This window comes from Virgisporangium aurantiacum, assembly GCF_016863635.1.
GTDB classification, from domain to species: domain Bacteria; phylum Actinomycetota; class Actinomycetes; order Mycobacteriales; family Micromonosporaceae; genus Virgisporangium; species Virgisporangium aurantiacum.
In genome coordinates, this window is the sequence record NZ_BOPG01000034.1 from 73208 (window position 1) to 98047 (window position 24840).

Annotated in this window: 26 protein-coding genes; 1 reads left to right on the top strand and 25 read right to left on the bottom strand. The window is 70.9% G+C overall.

Annotated features, from left to right (window positions below):
• Positions 1 to 2: 2 nt before the first annotated feature.
• From Vau01_RS28185 to pyrR, 16 genes are all read right to left on the bottom strand, one after another.
• Entirely contained in the window at positions 3 to 440 is a 438-nt protein-coding gene (locus Vau01_RS28185) for an ATP-binding protein (protein WP_203998482.1), read from the bottom strand.
• On the bottom strand, positions 424 to 795 hold the full coding sequence (locus tag Vau01_RS28190) for an STAS domain-containing protein (protein ID WP_203998484.1): 372 nt from the start codon (positions 793 to 795) through the stop codon (positions 424 to 426). The genes Vau01_RS28185 and Vau01_RS28190 overlap by 17 nt, the downstream gene beginning before the upstream one ends.
• A complete protein-coding gene (locus Vau01_RS28195; RefSeq protein ID WP_203998486.1) occupies positions 788 to 1999 on the bottom strand; it encodes a PAS domain S-box protein in 1212 nt (403 codons plus the stop codon). Before Vau01_RS28195 ends, Vau01_RS28190 begins: the two co-directional genes overlap by 8 nt.
• Before the next feature lie 245 nt (positions 2000 to 2244).
• A complete protein-coding gene (locus Vau01_RS28200) occupies positions 2245 to 4179 on the bottom strand; it encodes a primosomal protein N' (RefSeq protein ID WP_203999081.1) in 1935 nt (644 codons plus the stop codon).
• Positions 4180 to 4317: 138 nt separating this feature from the next.
• Positions 4318 to 5511 carry a methionine adenosyltransferase gene (metK, locus tag Vau01_RS28205; RefSeq protein WP_203998489.1) on the bottom strand — a complete coding sequence of 398 codons (1194 nt, stop codon included), beginning with the start codon at positions 5509 to 5511 and terminating at the stop codon, positions 4318 to 4320.
• Positions 5512 to 5599: 88 nt separating this feature from the next.
• The gene (gene coaBC / locus Vau01_RS28210) at positions 5600 to 6796 is read right to left on the bottom strand and encodes a bifunctional phosphopantothenoylcysteine decarboxylase/phosphopantothenate--cysteine ligase CoaBC (RefSeq protein WP_203998492.1); all 1197 of its coding nucleotides are present in this window, start codon (positions 6794 to 6796) and stop codon (positions 5600 to 5602) included.
• Position 6797: 1 nt separating this feature from the next.
• Positions 6798 to 7064 carry a DNA-directed RNA polymerase subunit omega gene (gene rpoZ, locus Vau01_RS28215; RefSeq protein ID WP_203998495.1) on the bottom strand — a complete coding sequence of 89 codons (267 nt, stop codon included), beginning with the start codon at positions 7062 to 7064 and terminating at the stop codon, positions 6798 to 6800.
• A 17-nt stretch (positions 7065 to 7081) separates the two neighbouring features.
• On the bottom strand, positions 7082 to 7687 hold the full coding sequence (gene gmk / locus Vau01_RS28220; protein WP_203998497.1) for a guanylate kinase: 606 nt from the start codon (positions 7685 to 7687) through the stop codon (positions 7082 to 7084).
• Positions 7688 to 7707: 20 nt separating this feature from the next.
• Positions 7708 to 8028 carry an integration host factor, actinobacterial type gene (gene mihF, locus Vau01_RS28225; protein WP_203934001.1) on the bottom strand — a complete coding sequence of 107 codons (321 nt, stop codon included), beginning with the start codon at positions 8026 to 8028 and terminating at the stop codon, positions 7708 to 7710.
• Between the two features lie 206 nt (positions 8029 to 8234).
• Complete coding sequence (gene pyrF / locus Vau01_RS28230) at positions 8235 to 9074, bottom strand: orotidine-5'-phosphate decarboxylase (RefSeq protein ID WP_203998499.1); 840 nt, start codon at positions 9072 to 9074, stop codon at positions 8235 to 8237.
• Positions 9071 to 10063, bottom strand: coding sequence for a quinone-dependent dihydroorotate dehydrogenase (locus tag Vau01_RS28235; protein WP_203998502.1), 993 nt, complete (start codon positions 10061 to 10063; stop codon positions 9071 to 9073). Before Vau01_RS28235 ends, pyrF begins: the two co-directional genes overlap by 4 nt.
• A gap of 15 nt (positions 10064 to 10078) precedes the next feature.
• Positions 10079 to 13393, bottom strand: coding sequence for a carbamoyl-phosphate synthase large subunit (gene carB / locus Vau01_RS28240; RefSeq protein WP_203998505.1), 3315 nt, complete (start codon positions 13391 to 13393; stop codon positions 10079 to 10081).
• Positions 13386 to 14471: a glutamine-hydrolyzing carbamoyl-phosphate synthase small subunit gene (gene carA, locus Vau01_RS28245; protein ID WP_203998507.1), complete on the bottom strand. Its 1086-nt coding sequence runs from the start codon at positions 14469 to 14471 to the stop codon at positions 13386 to 13388. The genes carB and carA overlap by 8 nt, the downstream gene beginning before the upstream one ends.
• Positions 14468 to 15751, bottom strand: coding sequence for a dihydroorotase (locus Vau01_RS28250; RefSeq protein ID WP_203998509.1), 1284 nt, complete (start codon positions 15749 to 15751; stop codon positions 14468 to 14470). Before Vau01_RS28250 ends, carA begins: the two co-directional genes overlap by 4 nt.
• Positions 15748 to 16662, bottom strand: coding sequence for an aspartate carbamoyltransferase catalytic subunit (locus Vau01_RS28255; protein WP_203998511.1), 915 nt, complete (start codon positions 16660 to 16662; stop codon positions 15748 to 15750). The genes Vau01_RS28250 and Vau01_RS28255 overlap by 4 nt, the downstream gene beginning before the upstream one ends.
• Complete coding sequence (gene pyrR, locus Vau01_RS28260; RefSeq protein ID WP_203999084.1) at positions 16659 to 17219, bottom strand: bifunctional pyr operon transcriptional regulator/uracil phosphoribosyltransferase PyrR; 561 nt, start codon at positions 17217 to 17219, stop codon at positions 16659 to 16661. The genes Vau01_RS28255 and pyrR overlap by 4 nt, the downstream gene beginning before the upstream one ends.
• 236 nt (positions 17220 to 17455) lie before the next feature.
• Between pyrR and bldD the strand changes: the two genes are divergently transcribed.
• Complete coding sequence (bldD, locus tag Vau01_RS28265; protein WP_203998513.1) at positions 17456 to 17944, top strand: transcriptional regulator BldD; 489 nt, start codon at positions 17456 to 17458, stop codon at positions 17942 to 17944.
• 81 nt (positions 17945 to 18025) lie between these two features.
• Here the strand turns inward: bldD and nusB are convergent, their stop codons facing one another.
• From nusB to ruvX, 9 genes are all read right to left on the bottom strand, one after another.
• Positions 18026 to 18433: a transcription antitermination factor NusB gene (nusB, locus tag Vau01_RS28270; protein WP_203999086.1), complete on the bottom strand. Its 408-nt coding sequence runs from the start codon at positions 18431 to 18433 to the stop codon at positions 18026 to 18028.
• An 80-nt stretch (positions 18434 to 18513) separates the two neighbouring features.
• Positions 18514 to 19071, bottom strand: coding sequence for an elongation factor P (gene efp / locus Vau01_RS28275; protein WP_203998515.1), 558 nt, complete (start codon positions 19069 to 19071; stop codon positions 18514 to 18516).
• Between the two features lie 91 nt (positions 19072 to 19162).
• On the bottom strand, positions 19163 to 19603 hold the full coding sequence (gene aroQ, locus Vau01_RS28280; protein ID WP_203998517.1) for a type II 3-dehydroquinate dehydratase: 441 nt from the start codon (positions 19601 to 19603) through the stop codon (positions 19163 to 19165).
• The gene (gene aroB, locus Vau01_RS28285) at positions 19600 to 20652 is read right to left on the bottom strand and encodes a 3-dehydroquinate synthase (protein WP_203998519.1); all 1053 of its coding nucleotides are present in this window, start codon (positions 20650 to 20652) and stop codon (positions 19600 to 19602) included. Before aroB ends, aroQ begins: the two co-directional genes overlap by 4 nt.
• Entirely contained in the window at positions 20649 to 21176 is a 528-nt protein-coding gene (locus tag Vau01_RS28290) for a shikimate kinase (protein WP_203998521.1), read from the bottom strand. The genes aroB and Vau01_RS28290 overlap by 4 nt, the downstream gene beginning before the upstream one ends.
• Positions 21173 to 22351 carry a chorismate synthase gene (gene aroC / locus Vau01_RS28295; RefSeq protein WP_203998523.1) on the bottom strand — a complete coding sequence of 393 codons (1179 nt, stop codon included), beginning with the start codon at positions 22349 to 22351 and terminating at the stop codon, positions 21173 to 21175. Before aroC ends, Vau01_RS28290 begins: the two co-directional genes overlap by 4 nt.
• Positions 22352 to 22364: 13 nt before the next feature.
• A complete protein-coding gene (locus Vau01_RS28300; RefSeq protein WP_203998525.1) occupies positions 22365 to 23195 on the bottom strand; it encodes a shikimate dehydrogenase in 831 nt (276 codons plus the stop codon).
• Positions 23189 to 24373, bottom strand: coding sequence for an endolytic transglycosylase MltG (mltG, locus tag Vau01_RS28305; RefSeq protein ID WP_203998527.1), 1185 nt, complete (start codon positions 24371 to 24373; stop codon positions 23189 to 23191). Before mltG ends, Vau01_RS28300 begins: the two co-directional genes overlap by 7 nt.
• Positions 24370 to 24834: a Holliday junction resolvase RuvX gene (ruvX, locus tag Vau01_RS28310; protein WP_203998529.1), complete on the bottom strand. Its 465-nt coding sequence runs from the start codon at positions 24832 to 24834 to the stop codon at positions 24370 to 24372. Before ruvX ends, mltG begins: the two co-directional genes overlap by 4 nt.
• Positions 24835 to 24840: the final 6 nt, after the last annotated feature.

A 24840-nucleotide genomic window follows, 5' to 3' on the forward strand; every position in this document is an offset into this window, starting at 1 on the left:
GCTCAACGGCCCCACTGCGTGATCGTGACCGTGGTGCCCTTGCCGACGTCGGACTCGATGCTGAACTCGTCGACCAGCCGGCGGCTGCCGGGCAGGCCGAGCCCGAGACTGTCGGCGGTGCTGTAGCCGTCGCGCATGGCCGCCTCCATGTCCTCGATACCGGGCCCGTTGTCCCGGAACGTGGCCCGCACCCCGCGGCGGCCGTGGTCCTCGGCCGGCTCGATCGTCGCGACCCCTTGGCCGTGGGTGGCGTACCGGAAGATGTTGCGGGCCAGTTCGCTGCCCGCGGTGACGAGCTTGGTGGCGGCCGTCAGGTTCAGGCCCGCCTCCCGGGCCTCGGCCCGGAGAACCGCCCGGACCCGGAGGAGGTCGCCCTCCGCCGCGATCGGGACCGTGTGCGTGTGTGCCTGGGGGTCGGCAAGGTCAGTGGACGTACTCATCGCGACGTCCGCGCAGACGCGCCATACCCTGCTCCGCTGTGAGTGCCGTGTCGACGTGCCGCAGCGGCACGCCCAGTTCGACGAGTGTGATCGCGACGGCCGGTTGCACGCCGACGATCGTGGCATCCGCCCCGAGCAGCCGGATCATCGCGACGATCCGCGAGATGATCCGGGCCACGAACGAATCCACCACGGACAGCCCGCTGACGTCGATCAGCACGCCGCGGGCCGAGGTCCGGGCCACCTCCCGGGTGACCTCCCGTTCGATCTCCTCGATGGTGGCGTCCTCAAGGTCGCCCTGAAGCATGACGAGCAGGTTGCCGCCCATCCGCATGATCGGAACCAGCTCAGGCATGGCTGCCCACCAGCGCGTCCCGGTCGCGGTTGCCGGTCAGGGCCGGCGCCGCGCCCACCATCGTGAGCGCCAGTTGCAGCGCCTCCCGCAGGTTGCTGCGGCTGCGCAGCGAGCCCAGGTCGATGCCCAGGTGCACGATCGCCTGCGCCGTCTCCGGGCGCACGCCGCTCAGGATGCTGGTGGCTCCCATCAGCCGGGCCGCCTCGACGGTCTTGAGCATGTGCTGGGCCACCTCCGTGTCGACCGCCGGCACGCCGCTGACGTCGAGGATCGCCACTTCGGCCTGGTACGCGGCGACGCGTTCGAGCAGCCCCTCGGTGAGCCGGGCGGCGCGGGCGCTGTCGAGCGTCCCGATGATCGGCAGGACGAGCACCTTGTCCCAGACCTGGATCACCGGCGTCGACAGCTCCAGGATCTCGTCCTGTTGACGCTGCACCAGCAGTTCCTGCGCCCGCTTGTCGGACAGGTCGCGGCCGACGGAGACGAACCCGATCACCGTGTCGGAGTCGTCGCGGATCGGGCTCATGATCGTGCTGCCCCAGAACCGGCTGCCGTCCTTGCGGACCCGCCAGCCCTCGGTCTCCAGCCGGCCCAGCCGCACGGCGCCGGCCATCTCCCGGTCGGGCACGCCGTTGCGGGCGTCGTCCTCGGGGTAGAACGTCGACACGTGGTGACCGATGATCTCCGCGGCCCGGTAGCCCTTCAGCTTCTCGGCGCCGGGGCTCCACGACCGGATCACGCCGTCGGTGTCGAGCCGGATCACCTCGTAGTCGGTGATCGCGTCGAGCATCCGCTCGACGGCGCGCATCTCGATCTCCTGCTCGCGCCGGTCGGTGTGGTTGCGGGTGACGCGGACGAAGCCGAGCAGCGTGCCGCCGTGCCCCCGGATCGGCGTGAGCGTGACCGAGGCCCAGAACTGGGTGCCGTCCTTGCGGACCCGCCAGCCCTCGGCGTCCAGGCGGCCGGTCTCGGCGGCGGCGCGCAGATCCTGGGCGGGGCGGCCGTCGCGCACGTCGTCCTCGGGGTAGAAGACGCTGCCGGGACGTCCGATGATCTCCCCCGCCGCGTATCCGAACAGCCGCGCGGCGCCCTCGTGCCAGGTGCGCACGTGCCCGGTGTCGTCGAGCTTGATCACCTCGTAGTCGGTGATGCTGTCGATCATCTGCTGATAGAGGGCCAGCTCGCCGTCCATCGCGACCTGCATGTTGCGCCTCCCCAGGGGCAAGCACTACAAGCTATCGAGTAATCACTTACCGTGTTCGAAGCCTAGCAGCGGGATGTGGTGCGATCAGGCGAACGCCCGCACCGAGCAGCCGATGGCAAGGGCCGATTCACGACGCACTGTTGAGGAACGGCCGCCGGACCTCCTGCCCGACCCTTCGGGGTCGGCCGGCGCCTTGGTGTGCGGTGGGGCTTCTTCCCTGGTCGCCCCGCCGCACCCCGGGCCGTCTACAGCAGTTCGAGCGGATCGATCTGGACCCGCACCGTCCCCGGCGCCTTCCGCGCGCTGCGCACCGCGATCGCCACCTTCAGCGCCGCCGCCAGCGCCAGCCCGTCGCCGCGGGACGTGCGCACCAGCGTCCGCTCCTGCCCCTCCTCGCCGGTGTCCACCGGCCCGAGCAGGTCGGCCTCCGCCGGCAGGTCGGCCGCGGCCAGCAGGTCCGCGACCGCGTCGGCCGCACCGGTCACCGACGCGATCCGCGCGGTCGGCGGGAAGCCCAGCTCGCGCCGCTCGGCCAGTTCCCGGGCGGCGAGCCAGGCCGCGTCCCACCGCACCAGCGCCTGGACCGTGGCCAATCCCCCCTCGGCCATCACCACCACCTGGCCGCCGTCGGCCGCCGGACGCGCCAGCGCCGCCGCGGCGAACCAGCGGCGCACCGTCTCCTCGGTGGCCCGCAGGTCGGCGCGGGTCAGCAGCGCCCAGGTGTCGAGCAGGAGCACGGCGCCGTAGCCGCCCTCGGCCACCGGTTCCGCGCCGGGGGTGCACACCACCACGGCCGGCTCGGCCGGGACGGTGGCCAGCACGGCGTCGCGCCCCGACGTGCGCACCGGCGCGCCCGCGAACGCCCGGCCCAGTTCCTCGGCGGTCCGCCGGGCGCCGATGACGGAGGCCCGCATCCGCCGGTCGCCGCAGGTGACGCAGGCATGGTCGGCGGCGGCCCGGCCGCACCAGCGGCAGCCCGGCACGCCGCTGGCACTGGCCAGGGCGAGCGGCCCGGAGCAGTGCTTACACCGGGCCGGCGTGCCGCACCGGGCGCACGAGACGGACGGCACGTACCCGCGGCGCGGGACCTGCACCAGCACCGGCGCGCCGGCGGCCAACGCCGTCCGGGCCGCCTTCCAGGCCAGGGTCGGCAGCCGCGCCGAGCCGGCGGCCGGGTCGTTGTCCTCGCCCGACGCGACGACGCGCGGCGCGTGCGCCCGGGTGGCGGCGCGATCGGCGACCAGCTCGTGCGCCCAGCCCGCCTCGACGAGCTGTTGCGCCTCGGCGGTGCGGGTGAACCCGCCCACGAGGGCGGCACAGCCGGCCCGCTCGGCGCGGGTCAGCAGCACCTGCCGGGCGTGCGGGTAGGGCGCCCGGGGTTCGGCGTGCAGGTCGTCGCCGTCGTCCCAGATCACCACCAGGCCGAGGTTCTCCACCGGCGCGAACGCGGCGGCGCGGGTGCCCGCCACCACCCGGACCGACCCGCGCGCGGCGGCGAGGAACCGCCGGTACCGCTCGGCCGGGCCCAGCGCGGCGTTGATCGCGACGTGCCGGTCGGAGCCGAGGTGCGCGGTGAGCGCGGCGTCGAGCCGGTCGAGGTCCCGGGCGTCGGCGACGACGGCCAGCGCGCCCCGGCCGGTGGCGTGCACGGCGGCCACGGCGGCGGCGACGCGGGCCGGCCAGTCCTCGCCCGGCAGGGCGCCCCACACCGCCCGGGGCGCCTTCCCATCGGCGAGCGCCCGCAGGTAGGCCGCACCGGTCCGGTACCGCTCCCACCCGGGGTCTTCCACAAACGACGCTCGATCCGGTGCGGATTCCGGGCCGGATTCCACACTGGATCGAGCGTCGTTTATGTCAAGACCGGCCTCCGCGCGGGCGTGGCGGGGCGGCACCGCCAGACGCAGGACGTCGGCCAGCGTGCCCGCGTACCGGTCGGCGACGGCGCGGGCCAGGGCCGCCACCTCGGCGGTGAGCACGCGCTCCGGCGAGACGACCCGGTCGAGGAACGCGAGGCGGCCGTCGTGCTCCGAGCGGTCGACCCGCTCCAGCAGGAAGCCGCCGACCAACTGCCCGCCGAACCGCACCCGCACCCGCACGCCCGGCCGGGCAGCCGCGTCGTCGGCGGCGGCCACCAGGTAGTCGAACGGCCGGTCGAGGTGGGGCAGCCCGACCTCGACCACCACCCGCGCCACCGGCGCGGTCGCGGCCGGTTCCTTGGCGGCCTTGGCCGCCTTGCCGCGCCCCTTGGCCGTGGCAGCCGCCCGGGCCGCGGAAGCGGCTCCCGGTACCTCTACCTCGAACAGGTCCAAGCGGCGATGTTAAGCGCCCGCCGCGCTCTTCAGGTCGTTCACGCGGTCGGTGCGCTCCCAGGTGAAGCCGGGCAGCTCGCGGCCGAAGTGACCGTAGGCGGCGGTCTGCTGGTACACCGGGTTGAGCAGGTCGAGATCGCGGATGATCGCGGCCGGACGCAGGTCGAACACCTGGTCGATGGCCTTCTCGATGCTCTCCACCGGCACGGTTTCGGTGCCGAACGTCTCGACGAACAGGCTCACCGGGTGGGCCTTGCCGATCGCGTACGCGACCTGCACCTCGCACCGCTCGGCGAGGCCGGCGGCCACCACGTTCTTGGCGACCCAGCGCATCGCGTAGGCGGCCGACCGGTCGACCTTCGACGGGTCCTTGCCGGAGAACGCGCCGCCGCCGTGGCGGGCGTAGCCGCCGTACGTGTCGACGATGATCTTGCGGCCGGTGAGGCCGGCGTCGCCCATCGGGCCGCCGATCTCGAACCGGCCGGTGGGGTTCACCAGCAGCTGGTAGCCGTCGGTGTCGAGGTTCAGGCCACCGAGTTCGGGCGCGATGACGTGGTCTTTGATGTCGGGCGAGAGCAGCGACTCGAGCGAGATGTCGGGCGCGTGCTGGCTCGACACCACGACGGTGACCAGCCGGACCGGCTTGAGCCCGTCGTACTCGATGGTGACCTGGGTCTTTCCGTCGGGCCGCAGGTACGGGACGGTGCCGTCCTTGCGCACCGCGGTGAGGCGACGGGCGAGCCGGTGCGCGAGCGCGATCGGCAGCGGCATCAGCTCGGGCGTCTCGTTGCAAGCGAAGCCGAACATCATGCCCTGGTCGCCGGCGCCCTGGTTGTCGAGCGGGTCGGCGGCCTCGCCGCTGCGCTGCTCGATCGCGGTGTCGACGCCCTGCGCGATGTCGGGCGACTGCGACCCGATCGACACGCTGACGCCGCACGACGCGCCGTCGAAGCCCTTCTTCGACGAGTCGTAGCCGATGCCGAGGATCGTTTCCCGCACGATCGCCGGGATGTCGGCGTACGCGCTGGTGGTGACCTCACCGGCGACGTGGACCTGGCCGGTGGTGATGAGCGTCTCGACTGCGACGCGGCTGCGTGGATCGGCGCCGATCAACGCGTCAAGAATGCCGTCACTGATCTGATCAGCGATCTTGTCCGGGTGGCCCTCGGTGACCGACTCGGAGGTAAAGAGGCGCCGTGCCACAGTGCTCCCTCGTGACTGATGAAATAGAGCTTTCCTAGCGGGTTTCGGGAGAGTCTACGGCGCAGCCAGCACCGCAGGCACCCGACACTTACGCGAGCCGGGAAAGTGTGTGGTCGATTACAGCGTCGGCGAGTTCGTCCTTCGTCATCTCACCAAGCGTCGCTCGCGGCCCGGTGGAGTCCAGCACGACGGCCGCGTTGGTCTCGGCGCCGAACGTGCGCCCGCCACCCACGTCGTTGAGCACGATCAGGTCGGCGCCCTTGCGCGCGAGCTTCTCGCGGGCGTTGGCCAGCGCGGCGTCGCCGCCGGCGGTCTCGGCCGCGAAGATCACCAGGACCTGCCCGGCCGGCTTCTTCGCGCCGAGTTCGGCCGCGATGTCGGGGTTCAGCGCCAGGTCGATGGTCGGCGTGGCGCCGTCATTCGTCTTCTTGATTTTCTGTGACGCGTAGCGCGCGGGCCGGAAGTCCGCCGGCGCGGCCGCCATCACCACCACGTCGGCTCCTTCGGCGGCGGCGACGGTGGCCGCCCGCAGTTCCTCGGTGGTCTCGACCCGCACGACGTCGACGCCGGCCGGGTCGGGCAGCGTGACATTGGCCGCGATCAGCGTCACCGACGCCCCGCGGGCGATCGCCGCGCGGGCGAACGCGTACCCCTGCTTGCCCGACGAGCGGTTGCCGATGAACCGCACCGGGTCGATCGGCTCGCGGGTGCCACCGGCGGTGACCACGACCCGACGTCCGGTGAGGTCATTTGGTTTGCCGGACCGCCGCAGCAGCGCCAGCGCGGCGGCGAAGATCTCGGGCGGCTCGGGCAGCCGACCCTTGCCGGTGTCCTGGCCGGTGAGCCGTCCGACGGCCGGTTCGAGCACCACGGCCCCCCGCGCCCGGAGCAGCGCGACGTTGGCCTGCGTGGCCGGGTGCTCCCACATCTCGGTGTGCATGGCCGGCGCGTACAGCGTCGGGCAGCGGGCCGTGAGCAGCGTGTTGGTGAGCAGGTCGGCGGCGAGGCCGGTGGCGGCGCGGGCGAGCAGGTCGGCGGTGGCCGGTGCCACCACGACGAGAGAAGCCGCACGCCCGATCCGGACGTGCGGCACCTCGTGGACGTCGTGCCACACCTCGGTGGCGACGGGCTGCCCGGACAGGGCGGCCCAGGTGGGCGCCCCGACGAACTCCAGGGCGGCCGCGGTGGGGACCACCCGTACCGGGTGGCCCGACTCGGTGAACAGGCGGAGCAGTTCGCACGCCTTGTAGGCGGCGATTCCGCCGCCCACACCGAGCACGATCAAGTCAGGCGGTTTCGGTCGGCTCGGCGGTGAGGAGACCGGCGTTGATCTCGCGCATCGCGATGGAGAGCGGCTTCTCCTGCGGAGTGGTTTCGACCAGCGGGCCGACGTACTCGAGCAGGCCCTCGCCGAGCTGGCTGTAGTAGGCGTTGATCTGACGGGCGCGCTTGGCCGCGAAGATCACCAGGGCGTACTTGGAGGAGCTCTTCTCGAGCAGCTCGTCGATCGGCGGGTTGGTGATGCCTTCGGGGTTGGCGACGGTTCCGGCCACGGAGAATCAAACCTCAATCACTGCGGGAGAGTTATCGGAGCGGTGAACAACCGCGAACCGAGCAATCCTACCAGCTCCTCCGCGGCGTGCTCGACGTTGTCGTTGACGACGGTCGTGTCGAACTCCGCCTCGGCCGCCATCTCCTCACGGGCGTGGGCCAGGCGACGGGCGATCGTCGCGTGGTCCTCGGTGCCACGGCCGGTGAGCCGGCGGGCCAGCTCCTCGAAACTGGGTGGAGCGAGGAAGACCAGCCGCGCCGACGGCATCGACCGGCGCACCTGCCGGGCACCCTGTAGGTCGATCTTCAACAGCACGGGCTCCCCGAGGGCGAGATGACGCTCCACCGGCCCGCGTGGCGTGCCGTAGAGATTGCCCGCGAACTCGGCCCATTCGAGCATCTCGCCCTCGCGGACATGCGCCCGGAACTCGTCTCGGTCGACGAAGTGGTAGTGGGTGCCGTCGACCTCGTAGGGCCGGGGCGGACGCGTAGTACAGGAAACGGACAGCCAGACCCAGGGCGAGCGCGCCCGAATCAGCTCGATGACACTGTCCTTGCCGACTCCTGAGGGGCCGGAAAGGACGGTCAGCCGGGCTGCCGGGCGCGCGTCGTCATCGTTGCTCACTGCTTGTTTCTACCAAGCGGTTATTTCCCGCTGTTGGCGAACTCCCCAAGCAGTGCTTTGCGCTGCTGATCTCCGAGGCCACGGAGGCGCCGGCTGTCAGCAATTTTGAGCTTCTCCATGATCTGCTGGGCACGGATCTTGCCGATGCCCGGCATCGCCTGCAGCACGGCCGAAACCTTCAGCTTGCCGACGACGTCGTCCTCGGCACGGCCGAGCACCTCGGCGAGCGAGGTCTTGCCCGACTTGAGCTGGTCCTTCAGCTCAGCGCGGGCCTTGCGAATCTCCGCCGCCTTCTCCAAGGCTGCAGCGCGCTGTTCCGGGCTCAGTGACGGAAGCGGCACCAGGTCTCCTCAGGTCCTTGACTGAATGTGGTGGACAACTGCTGGGGTTACTGCGGGTGCACTTCGTGCAGTGTGCCCCCGCCGAGTGCACACGGGGTAGCTGTGCACTCCTGTGACTACTGAAACGGGTGTTACTGGCGCGGGGAAAACTAGTCTTCCACGCGGCATTCGGCAACGTTGGCGCGCCATGATCCTCAAGAACGAGATCACAAATTGTGACGTAGGTCGGCGGCGGCCCGGTCGGCGGCGGCTCGGAGAGCGTCGATACCGGGTCCACTCGTGAGGATCTCTCGCGAGTACGCCCCGAGCACGGACGGGAGCGCCGCACCGAAGATGGAACGCAGGTCTCCGGGGCGCGCACCCTGGGCACCGAGGCCCGGCGCGAGCACCGGTCCGCGCATGCCGGCAAGGTCCAGCGGCGGCTCCGTAGGGTCACCACCGATGGTCGCGCCGACCACCGCGCCGACGTTACCCATCGGGTCGAAACCGGCATTGACCTGCGCAATCTCGTCGATAATCGTCTGCGCAACAGTTCGGCCCGACGACCCGACGGCCCGCTGGACCGCGCCGCCCTCGGGATTCGAGGTGCGGGCCAGAACGAACACCCCGGCGCCGCTGGCAAGGGCTGTGTCGATCATCGGACGCAACGAGCCGAACCCGAGATACGGGCTCGCGGTGATCGCGTCGGCGGCGAGCGGTGACGCCGGATCGAGGTATGCGTCCGCATACGCGGCGGCCGTCGAGCCGATATCTCCACGCTTGATGTCCAGGATCACGAGAGTCCCCGACTGTCGCAACTGTCGGATAGTTGACTCAAGAACCGCCACGCCGGCGGAGCCGTGCCGCTCGAAAAAAGCCGATTGAGGCTTGATCGCGGCAACCCGCCCAGCTAGCGCCGATATGGCCGTTTCGCTAAATCTTCGTAGGCCGGCCGGATCGTCCGGCAGCCCCCACGCGTGGAGCAACGACGGATGCGGGTCGATGCCGACGCACAGCGGACCCCGCTCGTCCATGGCCGCCCGCAGGCGCGCCCCGAAATGCTTCACCGGACCCCTCCCAGTTCCCGGACACAGGCCCGCACCAGCGCCGGCCCCTGGTAGACCAGCCCGGTGTAGAGCTGCACCAGGCTCGCGCCCGCGTCGACGAGGCGCCGCGCGGCCGCGGGCGAGTCGACGCCGCCGACCCCGATCACCGGGATCGAACTCTGCGAAGTGATTAACTTCACTACTTGAATGACCCGATCGTGGACGGGCGGACCGGACAGCCCGCCCTCCTGCGAGGTCGCGAGGGCCGACTCCGACGCCACCACGCCGGCCCGCGACACCGTCGTGTTGGTCGCGATAATCCCGTCGACCCGGTGCTCGGCGGCCACCTCCAGCAGCTCGGCCAGCGCCGGGTCGGTCAGGTCGGGAGCGACCTTCACGAGCAGCGGCCGGTCGGTGTGCTCCCGGAGCGCGCCCAGCAGGTCGCCGAGAAACGCCCGGTCCTGCAGGGACCGCAGGCCGGGCGTGTTCGGTGAGCTGACGTTGACGGCGAAGTAGTCGCCGTACGGCCCAAGTATCCGCAGCGACCCGACGTAGTCGTCGACCGCCTCGGCGAGCGGCGTCACCTTGCTCTTGCCGAGGCTGATCCCCAGCGGGTACGGCAGGCGGCCCAGCCGCCGCAGGCGTTCCGCGAGCGCCGCCGCGCCGGCATTGTTGAAGCCCATCCGGTTGACGATCGCCCCGGTCGCCGGCAGCCGGAACAGCCGCGGCCGCGGGTTGCCCGGCTGGGCGTGCAGGGTGACGGTGCCGACCTCCACGAACCCGAAGCCCAACGCCGGCCACGCCCGCAGCGCCACGCCGTTCTTGTCCATGCCCGCGGCGAGCCCGACCGGGTTCGGAAACTCGATCCCGAACACGCTGACCGGCGCCGCCGGCGCCCGCCGCATCCGCAACAGCGGCGCGGCGGTCCGCAACGTCCGCAGGGTCCGCTCGTGCGCGGCCTCCGCGTCGAGCCGGAAGAGCACCCGCGTGGCCGCCCTATACACGGCCACCCCCGTGCGCGGGGATCATGCGTAGTCCTCGCGGAGGGCGGCGTGCAGCTCCTGGAGCGGTCTCACCTTCATCTCGCCCCGGATCAGGGCCTCGATGCCCATCACCGCCGCCGCCGCGCCCGGGATCGTCGTGACGCAGGGGATGTCGGCGGCCACGGCGGCGCTGCGGATCTCGTAGCCGTCCTGGCGGCCGGCGGAGCCCTGCGGGGTGTTGACGACGAGCGCGATCTCGCCGCTCGCGATCAGCCCCACCGCGTTGACGGCCGTCTCGCCCTGCTCGTAGTGCTTGGGGACGATCTCGCACTCGACGCCGTAGCGGCGCAGCACCTCGCCGGTGCCGACGGTGGCCACGATCGTGAAGCCGAGGTCGGCCAGCCGCTTGACCGGAAAGATCATCCCGCGCTTGTCGCGGTTGGCGACGGTCACCAGGATCTTGCCGGTCGTCGGCAGCGACCCGTACGCGGCGGCCTGGCTCTTGGCGAACGCGTGCCCGAACGCCGTGTCGATCCCCATCACCTCGCCGGTCGACTTCATCTCCGGACCGAGGAGGCTGTCGACCCCGCGCCCGGCCGGCGTGCGGAACCGCTTGAACGGCAGCACCGCCTCCTTCACCGCCAACGGCGCGCGCGGCGACGGCGTCGAGCCGTCTCCGCGCGACGGGAGCATGCCGTCGGACCGCAGTTCGGCGATCGTGGCGCCGAGCATGATGCGCGCGGCGGCCTTGGCCAGCGGCACGGCCGTCGCCTTCGACACGAACGGCACCGTCCGGGACGCCCGCGGGTTGGCCTCCAGGACGTAGAGCGTGTCGTCCTTGAGCGCGTACTGGACGTTCAGCAGCCCCCGCACGCCGATCCCGCGCGCGATCGCGGCCGTGTACCGGCGGACCTCGACCAGGTGCACGGCCGACAGCGTCATCGGCGGCAGCGCGCAGGCCGAGTCGCCGGAGTGCACGCCGGCCTCCTCGATGTGCTCCATCACGCCGCCGATGTAGACCTCGCCGGTGGCGTCGCACAGCGCGTCGACGTCGATCTCGATGGCGTCGTCGAGGAACCGGTCGACGAGCACCGGGTGCTCCGGCGAGATGTCGGTGGCCCGGCCGATGTACTCGCGCAGCACCGCGTCGTCGTAGACGATCTCCATGCCGCGCCCGCCGAGCACGTACGACGGCCGGACGAGCACCGGGTACCCGATCTCGTCGGCGATCGCCTTCGCCTCCGGGTAGCTGGTGGCGGTGCCGTGCGCCGGAGCGCGCAGCGACGCCGACGCGAGCAGCGCGCCGAACGCGCCCCGGTCCTCGGCCGAGTGGATCGAATCCGGCGAGGTGCCCACGATCGGCAGCCCGGCCTGGGCGAGCCCCCGGGCCAGCCCCAGCGGCGTCTGCCCGCCGAGCTGGACGATCACGCCGACCACGCCGGGTCCGCCGGCCGCCACGCCCGAGTTGTGCTCGGCCAGGTAGACCTCGTACACGTCCTCGAACGTGAGCGGTTCGAAGTAGAGGCGGTCGGCGGTGTCGTAGTCGGTCGAGACCGTCTCCGGGTTGCAGTTGACCATGACCGTCTCGTAGCCGACCCCCCGGAGCGCCTGGACGGCGTGCACGCAGGAGTAGTCGAACTCGATGCCCTGCCCGATCCGGTTCGGCCCGGATCCCAGAATCAATACTTTGGGACGCGGTGAGGGCGCGACCTCGGTCTCCTCGTCGTACGACGAGTAGTGGTACGGGGTGGCCGCGGCGAACTCGGCCGCGCAGGTGTCGACGGTCTTGTAGACGGGGTGCAGGCCCATCCGGTGCCGGAGCGTGCGTACGCCGTGCTCACCGGCGAGCTCCGGACGCAGCGCCGCCACCTGCCGGTCGGACAGCCCGGCCCGCTTCGCGCGGCGCAGCAGCGCCAGGTCGAGCACCGGCGCGTCGGCGACGGCGGACCGCAGTTCCACCAGGCCGGCGATCTCGTCGACGAACCACGGGTCGTAGCCCGACGCGGCCGCCACCTCGGCCACCGAGGCGCCGGCCCGCAGCGCCCGTTCGGCCGTGTAGAGACGCCCGTCGTGCGGCACGCGCAGCGCGGCGAGCAGCTCAGCCGCGTCCAGAACGGGATCCGGCACGGACCAGAAGCCGGCCGCGGCGGTCTCCATCGACCGCATCGCCTTGCCGAGCGCCTCGGTGAAGTTGCGGCCGAGCGCCATCGCCTCGCCGACCGACTTCATCGTGGTGGTCAGCTCGGTGTCGGCGGCCGGGAACTTCTCGAACGCGAACCGCGGGATCTTGACCACGACGTAGTCGAGGGTCGGTTCGAAGGCGGCGGGCGTCGACAGCGTGATGTCGTTCGGGATCTCGTCGAGCGTGTAGCCGATCGCGAGCTTGGCGGCGATCTTGGCGATCGGGAAGCCGGTGGCCTTCGACGCAAGGGCCGACGATCGCGACACCCGGGGGTTCATCTCGATGACGACCAGCCGCCCCGTCGCGGGGTCGACCGCGAACTGGATGTTGCAGCCGCCGGTGTCGACGCCGACCTCGCGCAGCACGGCGATGCCGAGGTCGCGCATCCGCTGGTACTCGCGGTCGGTGAGGGTCATCGCGGGTGCGACGGTCACCGAGTCGCCGGTGTGGACGCCCATCGCGTCGACGTTCTCGATCGAGCAGACGACCACGACGTTGTCGTTGCGGTCGCGCATGAGTTCGAGCTCGTACTCCTTCCAGCCGAGCACGCTCTCCTCGATGAGCACCTCGGTGACCGGCGACGCGGCGAGCCCGGACCCGGCGAGGCGCTCCAGGTCCTCGTCGGTGTGCGCCATGCCGGAGCCGAGCCCGCCCATCGTGAAGCTGGGCCGGATCACCACCGGGAGACCGAGGTCGTCCACCGTCGCGCGGACCTCGTCCATCGAGTGGCACACGCGGCTGCGCGGCACCTCTCCCCCGGCGCGGCCGACGATCTCCTTGAACAGCTGCCGGTCCTCGCCGCGACGGATCGCGTCGATGTTCGCCCCGATCAGCTCGACGCCGTGCTTCTCCAGCACACCGGCCTCGTGCAGGGCCACCGCCGTGTTCAGGGCCGTCTGGCCGCCCAGGGTCGCGAGCAGGGCGTCGGGACGCTCACGCGCGATCACCTGCTCGACGAACTCGGGCGTGATCGGCTCGACGTACGTGGCGTCGGCGTACTCCGGGTCGGTCATGATCGTGGCCGGGTTCGAATTGACCAGGGACACCCGCAGACCCTCGGCCCGCAGCACCCGGCACGCCTGCGTACCGGAGTAGTCGAACTCGCACGCCTGGCCGATCACGATCGGGCCGGACCCGATCACCAGTACATGCCTCAGGTCGGCGCGCTTAGGCACCGATCACCTCCACGAACCTGTTGAACAGATAGTCGGCGTCGTGCGGGCCGGCGGCCGCTTCCGGGTGATATTGGACGGAGAACGCCCGCGCGTCGAGGCACCGGACACCTTCGACGACGTCGTCGTTGAGGCAGACGTGGCTGACCTCGACCCCGCCGTACGGCGTCTCCGACCGGCGGTCGCGCGGCGCGTCGACCGCGAAGCCGTGGTTGTGCGCGGTGACCTCGACCTTGCCGGTGACCCGGTCGAGCACCGGCGAGTTGATCCCGTGGTGGCCGTACTTGAGCTTGTACGTGCCGAAGCCGAGCGCCCGGCCGAGGATCTGGTTGCCGAAGCAGATGCCGAACAGCGGGATGCCCCGGTCGAGCACCTGCTTCGTCAGCTCCACGGCGTGGTCGGCCGTTGCCGGGTCGCCGGGTCCGTTCGACAGGAAGACCGCGTCGGCGCTGATGTCGTCGATGGTCGCGGTGGCCGGGAGGACCTGCGTGGTGACGCCGCGCGCGGCCAGCCGCCGCGGCGTGTTCCGCTTGATGCCCAGGTCGATGGCGGCGACCGTGAAGCGGTGCTCGCCCTCGGCCGCGACCGTGTACGGCTCCTTCGTGGTGACCTCGCCGACCAGGTCGGAACCCTCCATGGCCGGCTGCTCCAGGACCGTCGCCAGGAGGTCGTCCCGGCTCAGGGTGGTGGAGATGCCGACGCGCATCGCGCCGCGCTCGCGGAGGTGCCGCGTGAGCGCCCGGGTGTCGATGCCCGAGATGCCGACGATTCCCTCCTTCTTGAGACGGTCGGCCAGGCCGCCGGTCGAGCGCCAGTTCGACGGTGACCGGGCCGGGTCGCGCACGACGTACCCGGCGACCCAGATCTGCCCGGACTCGTCGTCCTCGTCGTTGACGCCGGTGTTGCCGATGTGCGGCGCGGTCATCACCACCACCTGCCGGTGGTAGGACGGATCGGTGAGCGTCTCCTGGTAGCCGGTCATCCCGGTGTTGAAGACCGCCTCGCCGAACGCCTCGCCGACCGCGCCGTACGCCTCGCCTTCAAAGGTCCTGCCGTCTTCGAGAACCAATAGGGCCGTCATTTAACCGCCTTGCCGTCGAGCACCGTGGGTTCACCGTTGAGGAACGTCGCGACGATGCGACCCGGAAGCGTCATTCCCGCGAACGGGGTGTTGCGGCTGCGGCTGGCCAGCGCGCCGGGGTCGACCTGCCAGCGGGCGGCCGGGTCGACCAGCGTGAGGTTCGCCGGGGCGCCGGGCGCCGGGTCGACGCCGTGCGTGTCGAGGCCGGCGATGCGGGCCGGCGTGCGCGACATGCGCTCGGCGATCTCGTCCCAGCTCAGGCCGCCGGTCTCCAGGATGATCGAGAGCGCCGTCTCCAGGCCGAGCATGCCCGGCCGGGCGTACGCCCACTCGCACTCCTTGTCCTCGGTGGCGTGCGGGGCGTGGTCGGTGGCGACCGCGTCGATGACCCCCTCGCGAAGGGCCGCGCGCAGTGCTTCGACATCGGCGTTGGTCCGTAGCGGCGGGTTGACCTTGAACACCGGGTCGTACGACTCCGCCCGGACGTCGGTGAGCAGCAGGTGGTGCGGGGTCACCTCGGCGGTGATCCGGACACCGCGCTGCTTCGCCCACCGGATGATGTCGACGCTGCCCGCCGTGGAGACGTGGCAGATGTGCAGCCGGGCGCCGACGTGACCGGCCAGCAGCGCGTCGCGCGCGATGATCGCCTCCTCGGCGACCGCGGGCCAGCCGGTGAGGCCCAGCCGGGCCGACATCTCGCCCTCGTGCATCAGCGCGCCGACGGTGAGCCGCGGCTCCTCGGCGTGCTGGGCGATCACGCCGTCGAACGCCTTGACGTACTCCAGCGCCCGGCGCATCAGCCGCGGGTCGGAGACGCAGTGGCCGTCGTCGGAGAAGATCCGCACGGTGGCGGCTGAGTCGGCCATGGCACCGAGTTCGGCCAGCCGCTCACCGGCCAGCCCGACGGTGACCGCGCCGACGGGACGCACGTCGACCAGCCCGGCCTCGCGGCCGAGCCGCCACACCTGCTCGACCACGCCGGCGGTGTCGGCGACCGGGTCGGTGTTGGCCATCGCGCACACGGCCGTGTACCCGCCGAGGGCGGCGGCGCGGGAGCCGGTGGCCACCGTCTCGGCGTCCTCGCGGCCGGGCTCGCGCAGGTGGGTGTGCAGGTCGACCAGGCCGGGCAGCGCCACCAGGCCGTCGCCGTCGATACGTTCGACATTGACGGCCGTACGGGCCTCGGGGCCGGCTGCGGCGACCTGGCCGTCCTTCAGCAGCAGATCGGTCGGCGGCCCGTCGAGGACCCGGACCCCGGTGATCAGATATGTAGACGTCACTTGACGCTCCCCAGCATGTGGTAGAGGGCGGCCATCCGGACGGCGACGCCGTTGGCGACCTGCTCGACGATCGTGGACCGGGCCGAGTCGGCCACTTCCGGCGTGATCTCCATGCCCCGATTCATCGGACCGGGGTGCATGACGATCGCGTGCTCGGGCAGCCGGCGCATGCGCTGGCCGTCGAGGCCGTACCGGCGGGAGTACTCGCGCGCGGAGGGGAAGTAGGCCTCGCCCATCCGTTCCTTCTGCACCCGCAGCATCATCACCGCGTCGACGTCGGGCAGCACGGCGTCCAGATCGAAGCTGACGCCCGCCGGCCACGCGCCGACGCCCACCGGCACCAGCGTGGGCGGCGCGACCAGCGTGACCTTGGCCCCCAGTGTGTTCAGCAGCAGGACGTTCGACCGGGCCACCCGGCTGTGCAGCACGTCGCCGACGATCGCCACGTGCCGGCCGGCGATTCTGCCGAGCCGCGAGCGCAGCGTGTACGCGTCGAGCAGGGCCTGGGTGGGGTGCTCGTGGGTGCCGTCGCCGGCGTTGAGCACCGAGCCGGCGATCCAGTTCGCCAGCCGGTGCGGCGCGCCCGACGCCGGGTGACGGATCACCACCGCGTCGGCGCCCATCGCCTGCAGGGTCAGCGCGGTGTCCTTGAGGCTCTCGCCCTTGGACACGCTCGACCCCTTCGCCGAGAAGTTGATCACGTCGGCGCTCAGGCGCTTGGCCGCCGCCTCGAACGAGATCCGGGTGCGGGTCGAGTCCTCGTAGAAGAGATTGACGACCGTGCGGCCGCGCAGCGTCGGCAGCTTCTTCACGTCGCGGTCGGCCATCGCGGCCATCTCGGTGGCGGTGTCGAGGATCAGGGTGGCCGCGGCGGCGTCGAGGTCGGCCGCGGAGAGAAGGTGCTGGATCATGCCGGTTCTCCTCTCAACAGGACCTCGTCGCGGCCGTCGATCTCGGCCAGCAGGACCTTCACCTGCTCCGCGTGGGAGGTGGGGATGTTCTTGCCGACGTAATCGGCCCGGATCGGCAGTTCCCGGTGGCCGCGGTCGACCAGGACCGCGAGTTGCACGACCCGCGGGCGGCCGAGATCCTTCAACGCGTCGAGGGCGGCCCGCACGGTGCGGCCCGAGTAGAGGACGTCGTCGGTGAGGATGACCCGGCGGCCGTCGACGCCGCCACGAGGTAGCTCTGTGTGACCGATTGCTCGCGCTCCGCGGAGACGAAGGTCATCTCTATACAGAGTGATGTCGAGCACACCCACAGGTACGTCGAGACCTTCGAAAGTTGCAATTCGCTGTGCCAACCTCCGGGCCAGCGGAACGCCCCGAGTTGGTATACCAACCAGCGCTACATCGCTTGCGCCAGAGGTCTTTTCGAGGATCTGATGGGCGATTCTGTCGATGACTCGACCGATATCTCCCGATTCGAGGATCGTCTTACCCTGCGTGGCGGCGTTGGCCGCGGGCACAGGCGACGCTGGGTAGCCCAAGGAGGGACCTCCTTCCCCGCCTCACCGGACGGGTCGTTAAAGGACGCCAAACGCCCGCCAGCCTAACAACCCAACCAGCCCGTCCGTACCTCGCGACCCGCCGCTTACCGATCGGTTAGGTCACACCTCTTGACCGCATGTCAGAACCCAGTTACGGTCACGCTCCGTAGCGATCGCGGGGAACCACCCTCGGACCAGTCACTGGGAGTGTCCGTATGCCGTCTGAGTACGCCAAGTCCCTAGGAGCCCGGCTCCGTTCCATCCGGCAACAGCAGGGGCTGTCTCTTCAGGGCGTCGAAGAAAAGTCCGCCGGCCGGTGGAAGGCCGTCGTCGTCGGTTCCTACGAGCGGGGAGACCGGGCCGTCACCGTGTCCCGGCTCGCGGAGCTGGCCGAGTTCTACCGGGTGCCGGTGGCGGAGCTGCTGCCCGAGGGCAGCGGGGTCCGTCACGAGGCCGCCGGCAAGATCGTGCTCGACCTCGAGAAGCTGTACGACGTCGCCGGCGAGGCCCTCGAGTACGTCGCCCGGTACGCCCGGGCCATCCAGCAGCAGCGCGGTGACTACAACGGTCGCGTGCTGTCGATCCGCGCCGACGACCTGCGGTCGCTGGCCATCGTGTACGACGAGTCGACCTCCAGCCTCGTGGAGCGGCTCAACGAGCACGGCGTGCTGGTGACCGACCCCCGGTCGCTGTTCGCCAACTGAAGAACTGAACACACGCAAAAAGAGGGCTGTCCCCGGCCGGGGGGTGGCCCTCTTTCGCGTCCCGGGTGGAACCGCGGATGGTCAGGCCGCGTACTCGGCTATGCGGCCCAGAACGCCGTTGAGGAAGCGCGGGGAGTCGTCCGTCGACAACGAGCGGGCGAGCTCCACCGCCTCGGTGATCGCGACGGGAGAATCGATGTCGTCGGCGTAGAGCAGCTCGAACACCGCGATCCGGGCCAGGTTGCGGTCGACGACCGGCATGCGGTCCAGCGTCCAGCCCTCCGCGTAGGAGGAGATCACCTCGTCGATGCGGTCGAGATGCGCCATCACGCCCTCGACCAGGCGCACCGTGTACGTCAGGTGCTCCGGACGGGGCTCCGGCATCCGCCCGATGTAGCTCTCCAGCGTGCCCCGGATCGACTCGTCGCGCAGGTCGGCCTGGTAGAGCACGTCGAGGGCGCGCTTACGCGACTTGCGCCGCGCCGACACGTTGCCGAGCGGCATGGTCGCGTCGGACGTGAACCAGGTGTCCTCGTCGTGGTCGTGCCCGTCAACCGCGGGTTCGGGCATTAAGAGCGCCCGAGGTAACGGCCGTCTCGCGTGTCGACCTTGATCTTCTCGCCGGTGGTGATGAACAGCGGCACGTTGACGGTGGCACCGGTCTCGACCGTGGCCGGCTTGGTGCCGCCGGTCGACCGGTCGCCCTGCAGGCCAGGCTCGGTGTAGGTGACCTCGAGCATGACGCTCGTGGCGAGCTCGACGTACAGCGGCACGCCCTCGTGCGTCGCGACGGTGGCCTCGGCCTCGGGCAGCAGGTACTTCGCCGCGTCACCCACCGTGGCGGCCGGCACCGGGATCTGGTCGTACGTGTCGAGGTCCATGAACACGAAGTCGTCGCCGTCGGCGTACAGGTACTGCATGGTGCGCTTGTCGACGGTGGCCGTCTCGACCTTGGTGCCGGCGTTGAAGGTCTTGTCAACGACCTTGCCGGAGAGCACGTTCTTCAGCGTGGTGCGGACGAACGCCCCGCCCTTGCCCGGCTTGACGTGCTGGAACTCCACGACGCTCCAGAGCCCACCGTCGAGGTTGAGCACGAGGCCGTTCTTCAGGTCATTGGTCGAGGCCATGAGTTAACGCAATCTCTTTCCGGCGGGGGTCGGGCGTGAATGGGGGCTCGATCGAGCCTGGGCAAGTGTACCGACGGATACGCCCTGACGCTCAGTCGGTCTGGTCCCGCTGGGTCGAAAGGTAACGAAGGGCCAGGTGGTAACCCTCGACACCCAGGCCGCAGATCACCCCGGTCGCCACCGCGGAGATCACCGAGTGGTGCCGGAACTCCTCGCGGGCGTGGATGTTCGAGATGTGCACCTCGATGAGCGGCCACCGCAGCAGCGCGCACGCGTCGCGCAGGGCGTAGGAGTAGTGCGACCATGCGCCCGGGTTCAGCACGACCGCGGCACCCGCGTCGGCGGCGTCGTGGATCCAGCCGATCATCTCGTGCTCGGCGTCGGTCTGGCGGGCCTCGACGTCGAGCCCCAGCGTCTTGCCGAACTCGATGCAGCCCTCGACGAGCGAGTCGTACGTGGTGACGCCGTACACGTCGACCTGCCGGCTGCCGAGGCGGCCGAGATTCGGGCCGTTGAGCAGGTACACCTTCATTCCGCGACACTCCCGTACACGGCCAGCAGCTCGTCGTCCGATGGCCCCTCCACCACCGACGGCCGGGCCAGGCCGTCGAGGACGACGAAGCGCAACCGCGCCCCGCGGGCCTTCTTGTCCACGCGCATCGCGTCGAGCAGCTCGGGCCACGCGTCGCGCCGGTAGCGCACCGGCAGGCCCAGCGATTCGAGCACCGTGCGGTGCCGGGCCGCCGTGTCGGCGTCCAATCGACCGGTTCGGCGGCCGAGTTCGGCCGCGAACACCAACCCGACCGACACCGCGTCGCCGTGCCGCCACCGGTAGCCCTCGAACCGCTCGATCGCGTGGCCGAGCGTGTGGCCGTAGTTGAGGAACTCGCGCACGCCGCTCTCGCGCAGGTCGGCGCCGACCACCTCGGCCTTGACCCGGACCGCGCGCTCGACCAGTTCGGCGATCGCCGTGTCGCGCTTGCCGGCCTCGATCAGGTCGAGGATCACCGGATCGGCGATGAAGCCGCACTTGACCACCTCGGCCATGCCTGCGGTGAGGTCGGCGCGCGGCAGCGTGTCGAGCATGGCCAGGTCGCAGAGGACGCCCGCGGGCGGATGGAACGCGCCCACCAGGTTCTTCCCCGCGGCGGTGTTGACGCCGGTCTTCCCGCCGACCGCCGCGTCGACCATGCCGAGCAGGCTCGTAGGCACCTGCACCACCGCCACGCCGCGCAGCCAGCACGCCGCGACGAAGCCGGCCAGGTCGGTGACCGCTCCCCCGCCGACGCCCACCACCGCGTCGGTGCGGGTGAACTTGGCCCTGCCGAGTGCTTCCCAGGCCTGCTCCGCCACCGTGATGGTCTTGCCGGCCTCGGCGTCGGGGACCTCGATCGGCAGGACCGTGCGGCCGCTGCCCTCGATGGTGCTGATCGCCTTTTCCGCGTGTGCCTTCAACGGCGACGCGAACAGCACGGCCACCTGGGAGGCCTTGCCGAGCAGCGGCGGGAGTTCGGGGAGCAGGTCGTGGCCGACGAGCACCGGGTACGGGCGGTCGCCGGCGACCTCGATCGTGGTCGTCACCCCGTCGCCTCTCTCGGCGACAAATCAGCAACAGCCTTCAGGATTTCGTCCGCGATGTCTTCGGGGGTGCGGCCGTCGGTCGCCACGGTGATCGTCGCGACCTCCGCGTAGAGGGGACGCCGCTGGTCGAGCAGGTGTCTGAGGGTCGCCCTCGGGTTGAACGCGAGCAGGGGACGCCCGGCGCCGAGCCCGACGCGGCTCACGGCGTCGGCGAGCCCGACCTCCAGGTAAACCACGCGGTGATCCTTGAGCAGGTCCCGCGTCTCGGGCGCGAGGATGGCGCCGCCGCCCAGCGCCAGGACGCCGTCGTGGGTCTCCAGCGCGGCTTTCACCGCGGCCCTTTCGAGCGCACGGAAATGGTCCTCGCCGTCGTCGACGAAGATGTCGGAGATCGGCTTCCCGGCCGTGGCGACGATGTCCTCGTCGGTGTCGCGCAGGGGCCTTTCCAGGCGCTGGGCGAGCACCTGCCCGACCGTGGACTTGCCGGCGCCCATCACACCGACGAGCACCACCGCGGGCTTCACCGGATGACCAGCGCGTCGAGGTACGCGGTGACGTTGCGGCGGATCTCGACAACCGAGTCGCCGCCGAACTTCTCCGTGGCGGCCTCGGCCAGCACCAGCGCCACCATCGCCTCGGCGACCACGGCCGCGGCGGGCACCGCGCACACGTCGGACCGCTGGTTGATCGCGGTGGCCGGTTCGCCGGTGGTGACGTCGACCGTCTGCAGCGCGCGGTTCAGCGACGAGATCGGCTTCATCGCGGCCTTCACCCGCAGCGGCTCGCCGGTGGTCATCCCGCCTTCGAGGCCGCCGGCCCGGTCGGTGACCCGCCGGACGCCGTCGGCGGTCGGAATGATCTCGTCGTGCGCGACCGACCCGCGCGAGCGGGCCTGCGTGAACGCGTCACCGATCTCGACGCCCTTGATCGCCTGGATCGACATCAACGCCGTGGCCAGCCGCGCGTCGAGCTTGCGGTCCCACTGGGTGTGGCTGCCCAGCCCCGGCGGGACCCCGTACGCGAGCACCTCGACGATGCCGCCGAGCGTGTCGGCGTCCTTCTTGGCCGCGTCGACCTCGGCGACCATGCGCGCGCTCGCCTCGGGGTCGAGGCAGCGCAGCGGGTCGGCGTCGATGCGGTCGAAGTCGTCGGGACGCGGCTGCAGCCCGGACTTGATCGCGACGCTGCCCAACTCGACCACGTGCGACACGATGTCGACGCCGAGGGCCTGCTTCAGCAGCGCCTTCGCGACCGCGCCGACGGCGACGCGCGCCGCGGTCTCGCGGGCGCTGGCCCGTTCGAGGATCGGCCGGGCGTCGACGTGGCCGTACTTCTGCATGCCGGCGAGGTCGGCGTGCCCGGGGCGGGGCCGGGTGAGCGGCGCGTTCCGCGCCTGCTTCGCCAGTTCCTCCGGATCGACCGGGTCGGCCGCCATCACGGTCTGCCACTTCGGCCACTCGCTGTTGCCGATCCGCACCGCGACCGGGCTACCCAGCGTCACCCCGTGCCGCAGGCCGCCGATGATCTCGATCTCGTCCTGCTCGAAGCTCATCCGCGCGCCGCGCCCGTACCCGAGCCGCCGCCGGGCGAGGTCGCGGCCGAGGTCGGCACTGGTGACATCGATGCCGGCCGGCACCCCGTCGAGGACAGCAACCAGCGCGGGGCCGTGCGACTCTCCCGCGGTCAACCAGCGCAGCACGGCGAACAGTCTGTCACACGCGGTTCTGCAGGGCCGCGCGCATCGCCTCGACCGGAGCGGGGACGCCGGTGAAGAGTTCGAACTGGCGCACCCCCTGCGCCAGCAACAGGTCGAGCCCGCTGACGATCGGGCACTCCGCCCGCCGCGCCGACTCGGCCAGCGGGGTGGGCCAGGGGTCGTAGACCACGTCGAAGACCACGGTGGGCGCGGCCCAGGCGGCGACCGCCAGCGCGTCGGCGCCACCCTTCGGGACGGTGGAGATGACGACGTCGTAGGTGGCGGCGTCGGCCGCGCGTCCCCAGGTCTCGACTGTCATCGGTACGCCCAGCGCGTGCGCGACCGGGCGCAGGTCCTCCCCCGCTTCGGGGCGCCGCACGTACAGGGTGACCCCGGCACCGAGGTCGACGGCGGCACCGAGCGCGGCCCGGGCGGTGCCGCCGCCACCGAGAATCGCCATCCGGGTGGACCGCCCGGCGCCGGTGCCGGCTCCGGCGCCTGCTCCGGCCGTGCGGAGCGCGTCGGTGATTCCGGGCGCGTCGGTGTTGTACGCCGTCCAGCCGTCGGCGCCCCGGACCAGGGTGTTCGCCGCGCCGAGCGCCCGCGCGAGCGGGTCGACCCGGTCGGCGACGGTGAGCGCGACCTCCTTGAGCGGCATGGTGAGCGACAGCCCGTGCCACGTCTCATCGAGGCTTTCCACGAACGCGGCGAGTTCGCCCTCCGCGCAGTCGACGGCCGTGTACTGCCACGACGCGTCGAGACCCGCGGCGGCGTACCCGGCGGTGTGCATCGCCGGCGACAGCGAGTGGCTCACCGGCAACCCGAGCACGGCGGCCCGGTTCAGCACGTGAGGACGCCGTTCTGGCAGGCGATCTTCTTGTTGGCCTCGTGCTCGGCGTCGGTGGTCGCGAACGCCGAGTGGCCCGCCTTGTCGATCGCCACGAAGAAGATCCAGTCACCCGCCGGCGGGTCCATCGCGCCCTTCAACGCCGCCTCACCCGGGTTGTTGATCGGCCCGATCGGCAGCCCCTTCACACTCGTCGTGTTGTACGGGCTGCTCTTGTCGTCGAGCTCGGCCGCCGTCAAGGCCGACGACGGCTTCATCGGCTTGCCGTTGAGCTGCAGCCAGTAGTTCGCGGTGACGTCGTACTGCAGCGGGATCTTCGCCTTGTAGACCCGGTTGTACGTGACCCGGGCGATCTTGGCGAGGTCTTCCGCGACCCCCGCCTCGGCCTGGGAGAGCGACGCCGTAATCAGCGCCTCGTACGGGCTGATGCCGCGCTCGGCCTGCACCCGGTCGACGAACTTCAGGGTGGTCGCCACCTCGATGAAGTGGCCGACCATCTCGGTGAGCATCTGCTTCGCGTTGGTGCCGGGGTCGAACTCGTACGTCTGCGGGTACAGGAAGCCCTCGATCGACGGCTTCACCTGCTTGCCGTCGTTGCGCTTGAACCAGAAGTCGGGGACGCCCAGCGCCTTCGGATCCTTCGCCGCCTCCTGGAGATCGGCGAGCGGGATCTTCGTCTCCTTGGTGATGATGTTCAGCGTGTCGATGACCGTCTTGCCCTCGGGCACGGTGAACTTGAGGACCTGGCGGCTCTGGTCGCGGTCGAGCAGCAGGAGCAGCGCGTCGGCGGCGCGCATCTGCTTGCGCAGCTTGTAGACGCCGGGCTGGATCTCCTTGCTCCGCGGGTTGTCCTTGGCCGCCTCGACGAACGCCTTCTGGCTCTTGACCACGTCGAGCTTCTCGAGCTCGGCGCCGATCTGGGTGGCCGTCTGGTTCGCGAGGATCGAGACCTGGACCTCGCCGCTGCCGCCGGAGTTGTAGTCGGGCGCCGCCAGCAGATTCTGGATCTTGTCGAAGCCGTACCAGACCCCGCCGCCGATGCAACCGAGGATCGCCACCACGACGATCAGCGCGACCGCGGTCTTCCCGCCACCCGATCCGCCGGGGCGGCGACGGTGGCGGTGCCGGCCGCGTTCACCCTCACCGTCGTCGAAGGACAACCCGAGGTCGTCACTCACGTTCGCCTCCGCTGCGTATCAAGCCAGCTCTGCAGGATCTCCACCGCGGCTGCCTGATCCACCACCGCGCGTTGACGCCTTCCCCTGACGCCACGCTCACGCAGCCTACGCGTAGCGACCACTGTAGACATGCGCTCGTCGACGAAGCGGATGGGCACGGGTTCGAGGAGCGTCGCTAGACGGTCGGCATATTGCCTGGTCACGGCCGCGGCCTGCTGTTCGGATCCGGACAATGACACAGGAATGCCAACGATGACCTCGACTGCCTCCAGATCCTTAACGATGCCTGAAATCTCAGACATGTCACTGGGTATCTGGTCCGGCGGAGTGCTCTGAGCTCGGGCCACGGTAGCCACCGGGGTGGCCAGGATCCCGTCCGGATCCGATCTGGCCACCCCAATACGAACAGTGCCGACATCGATGCCGACGCGTACGCCGCGTACCCACTGAACACCCGTCACGATTCA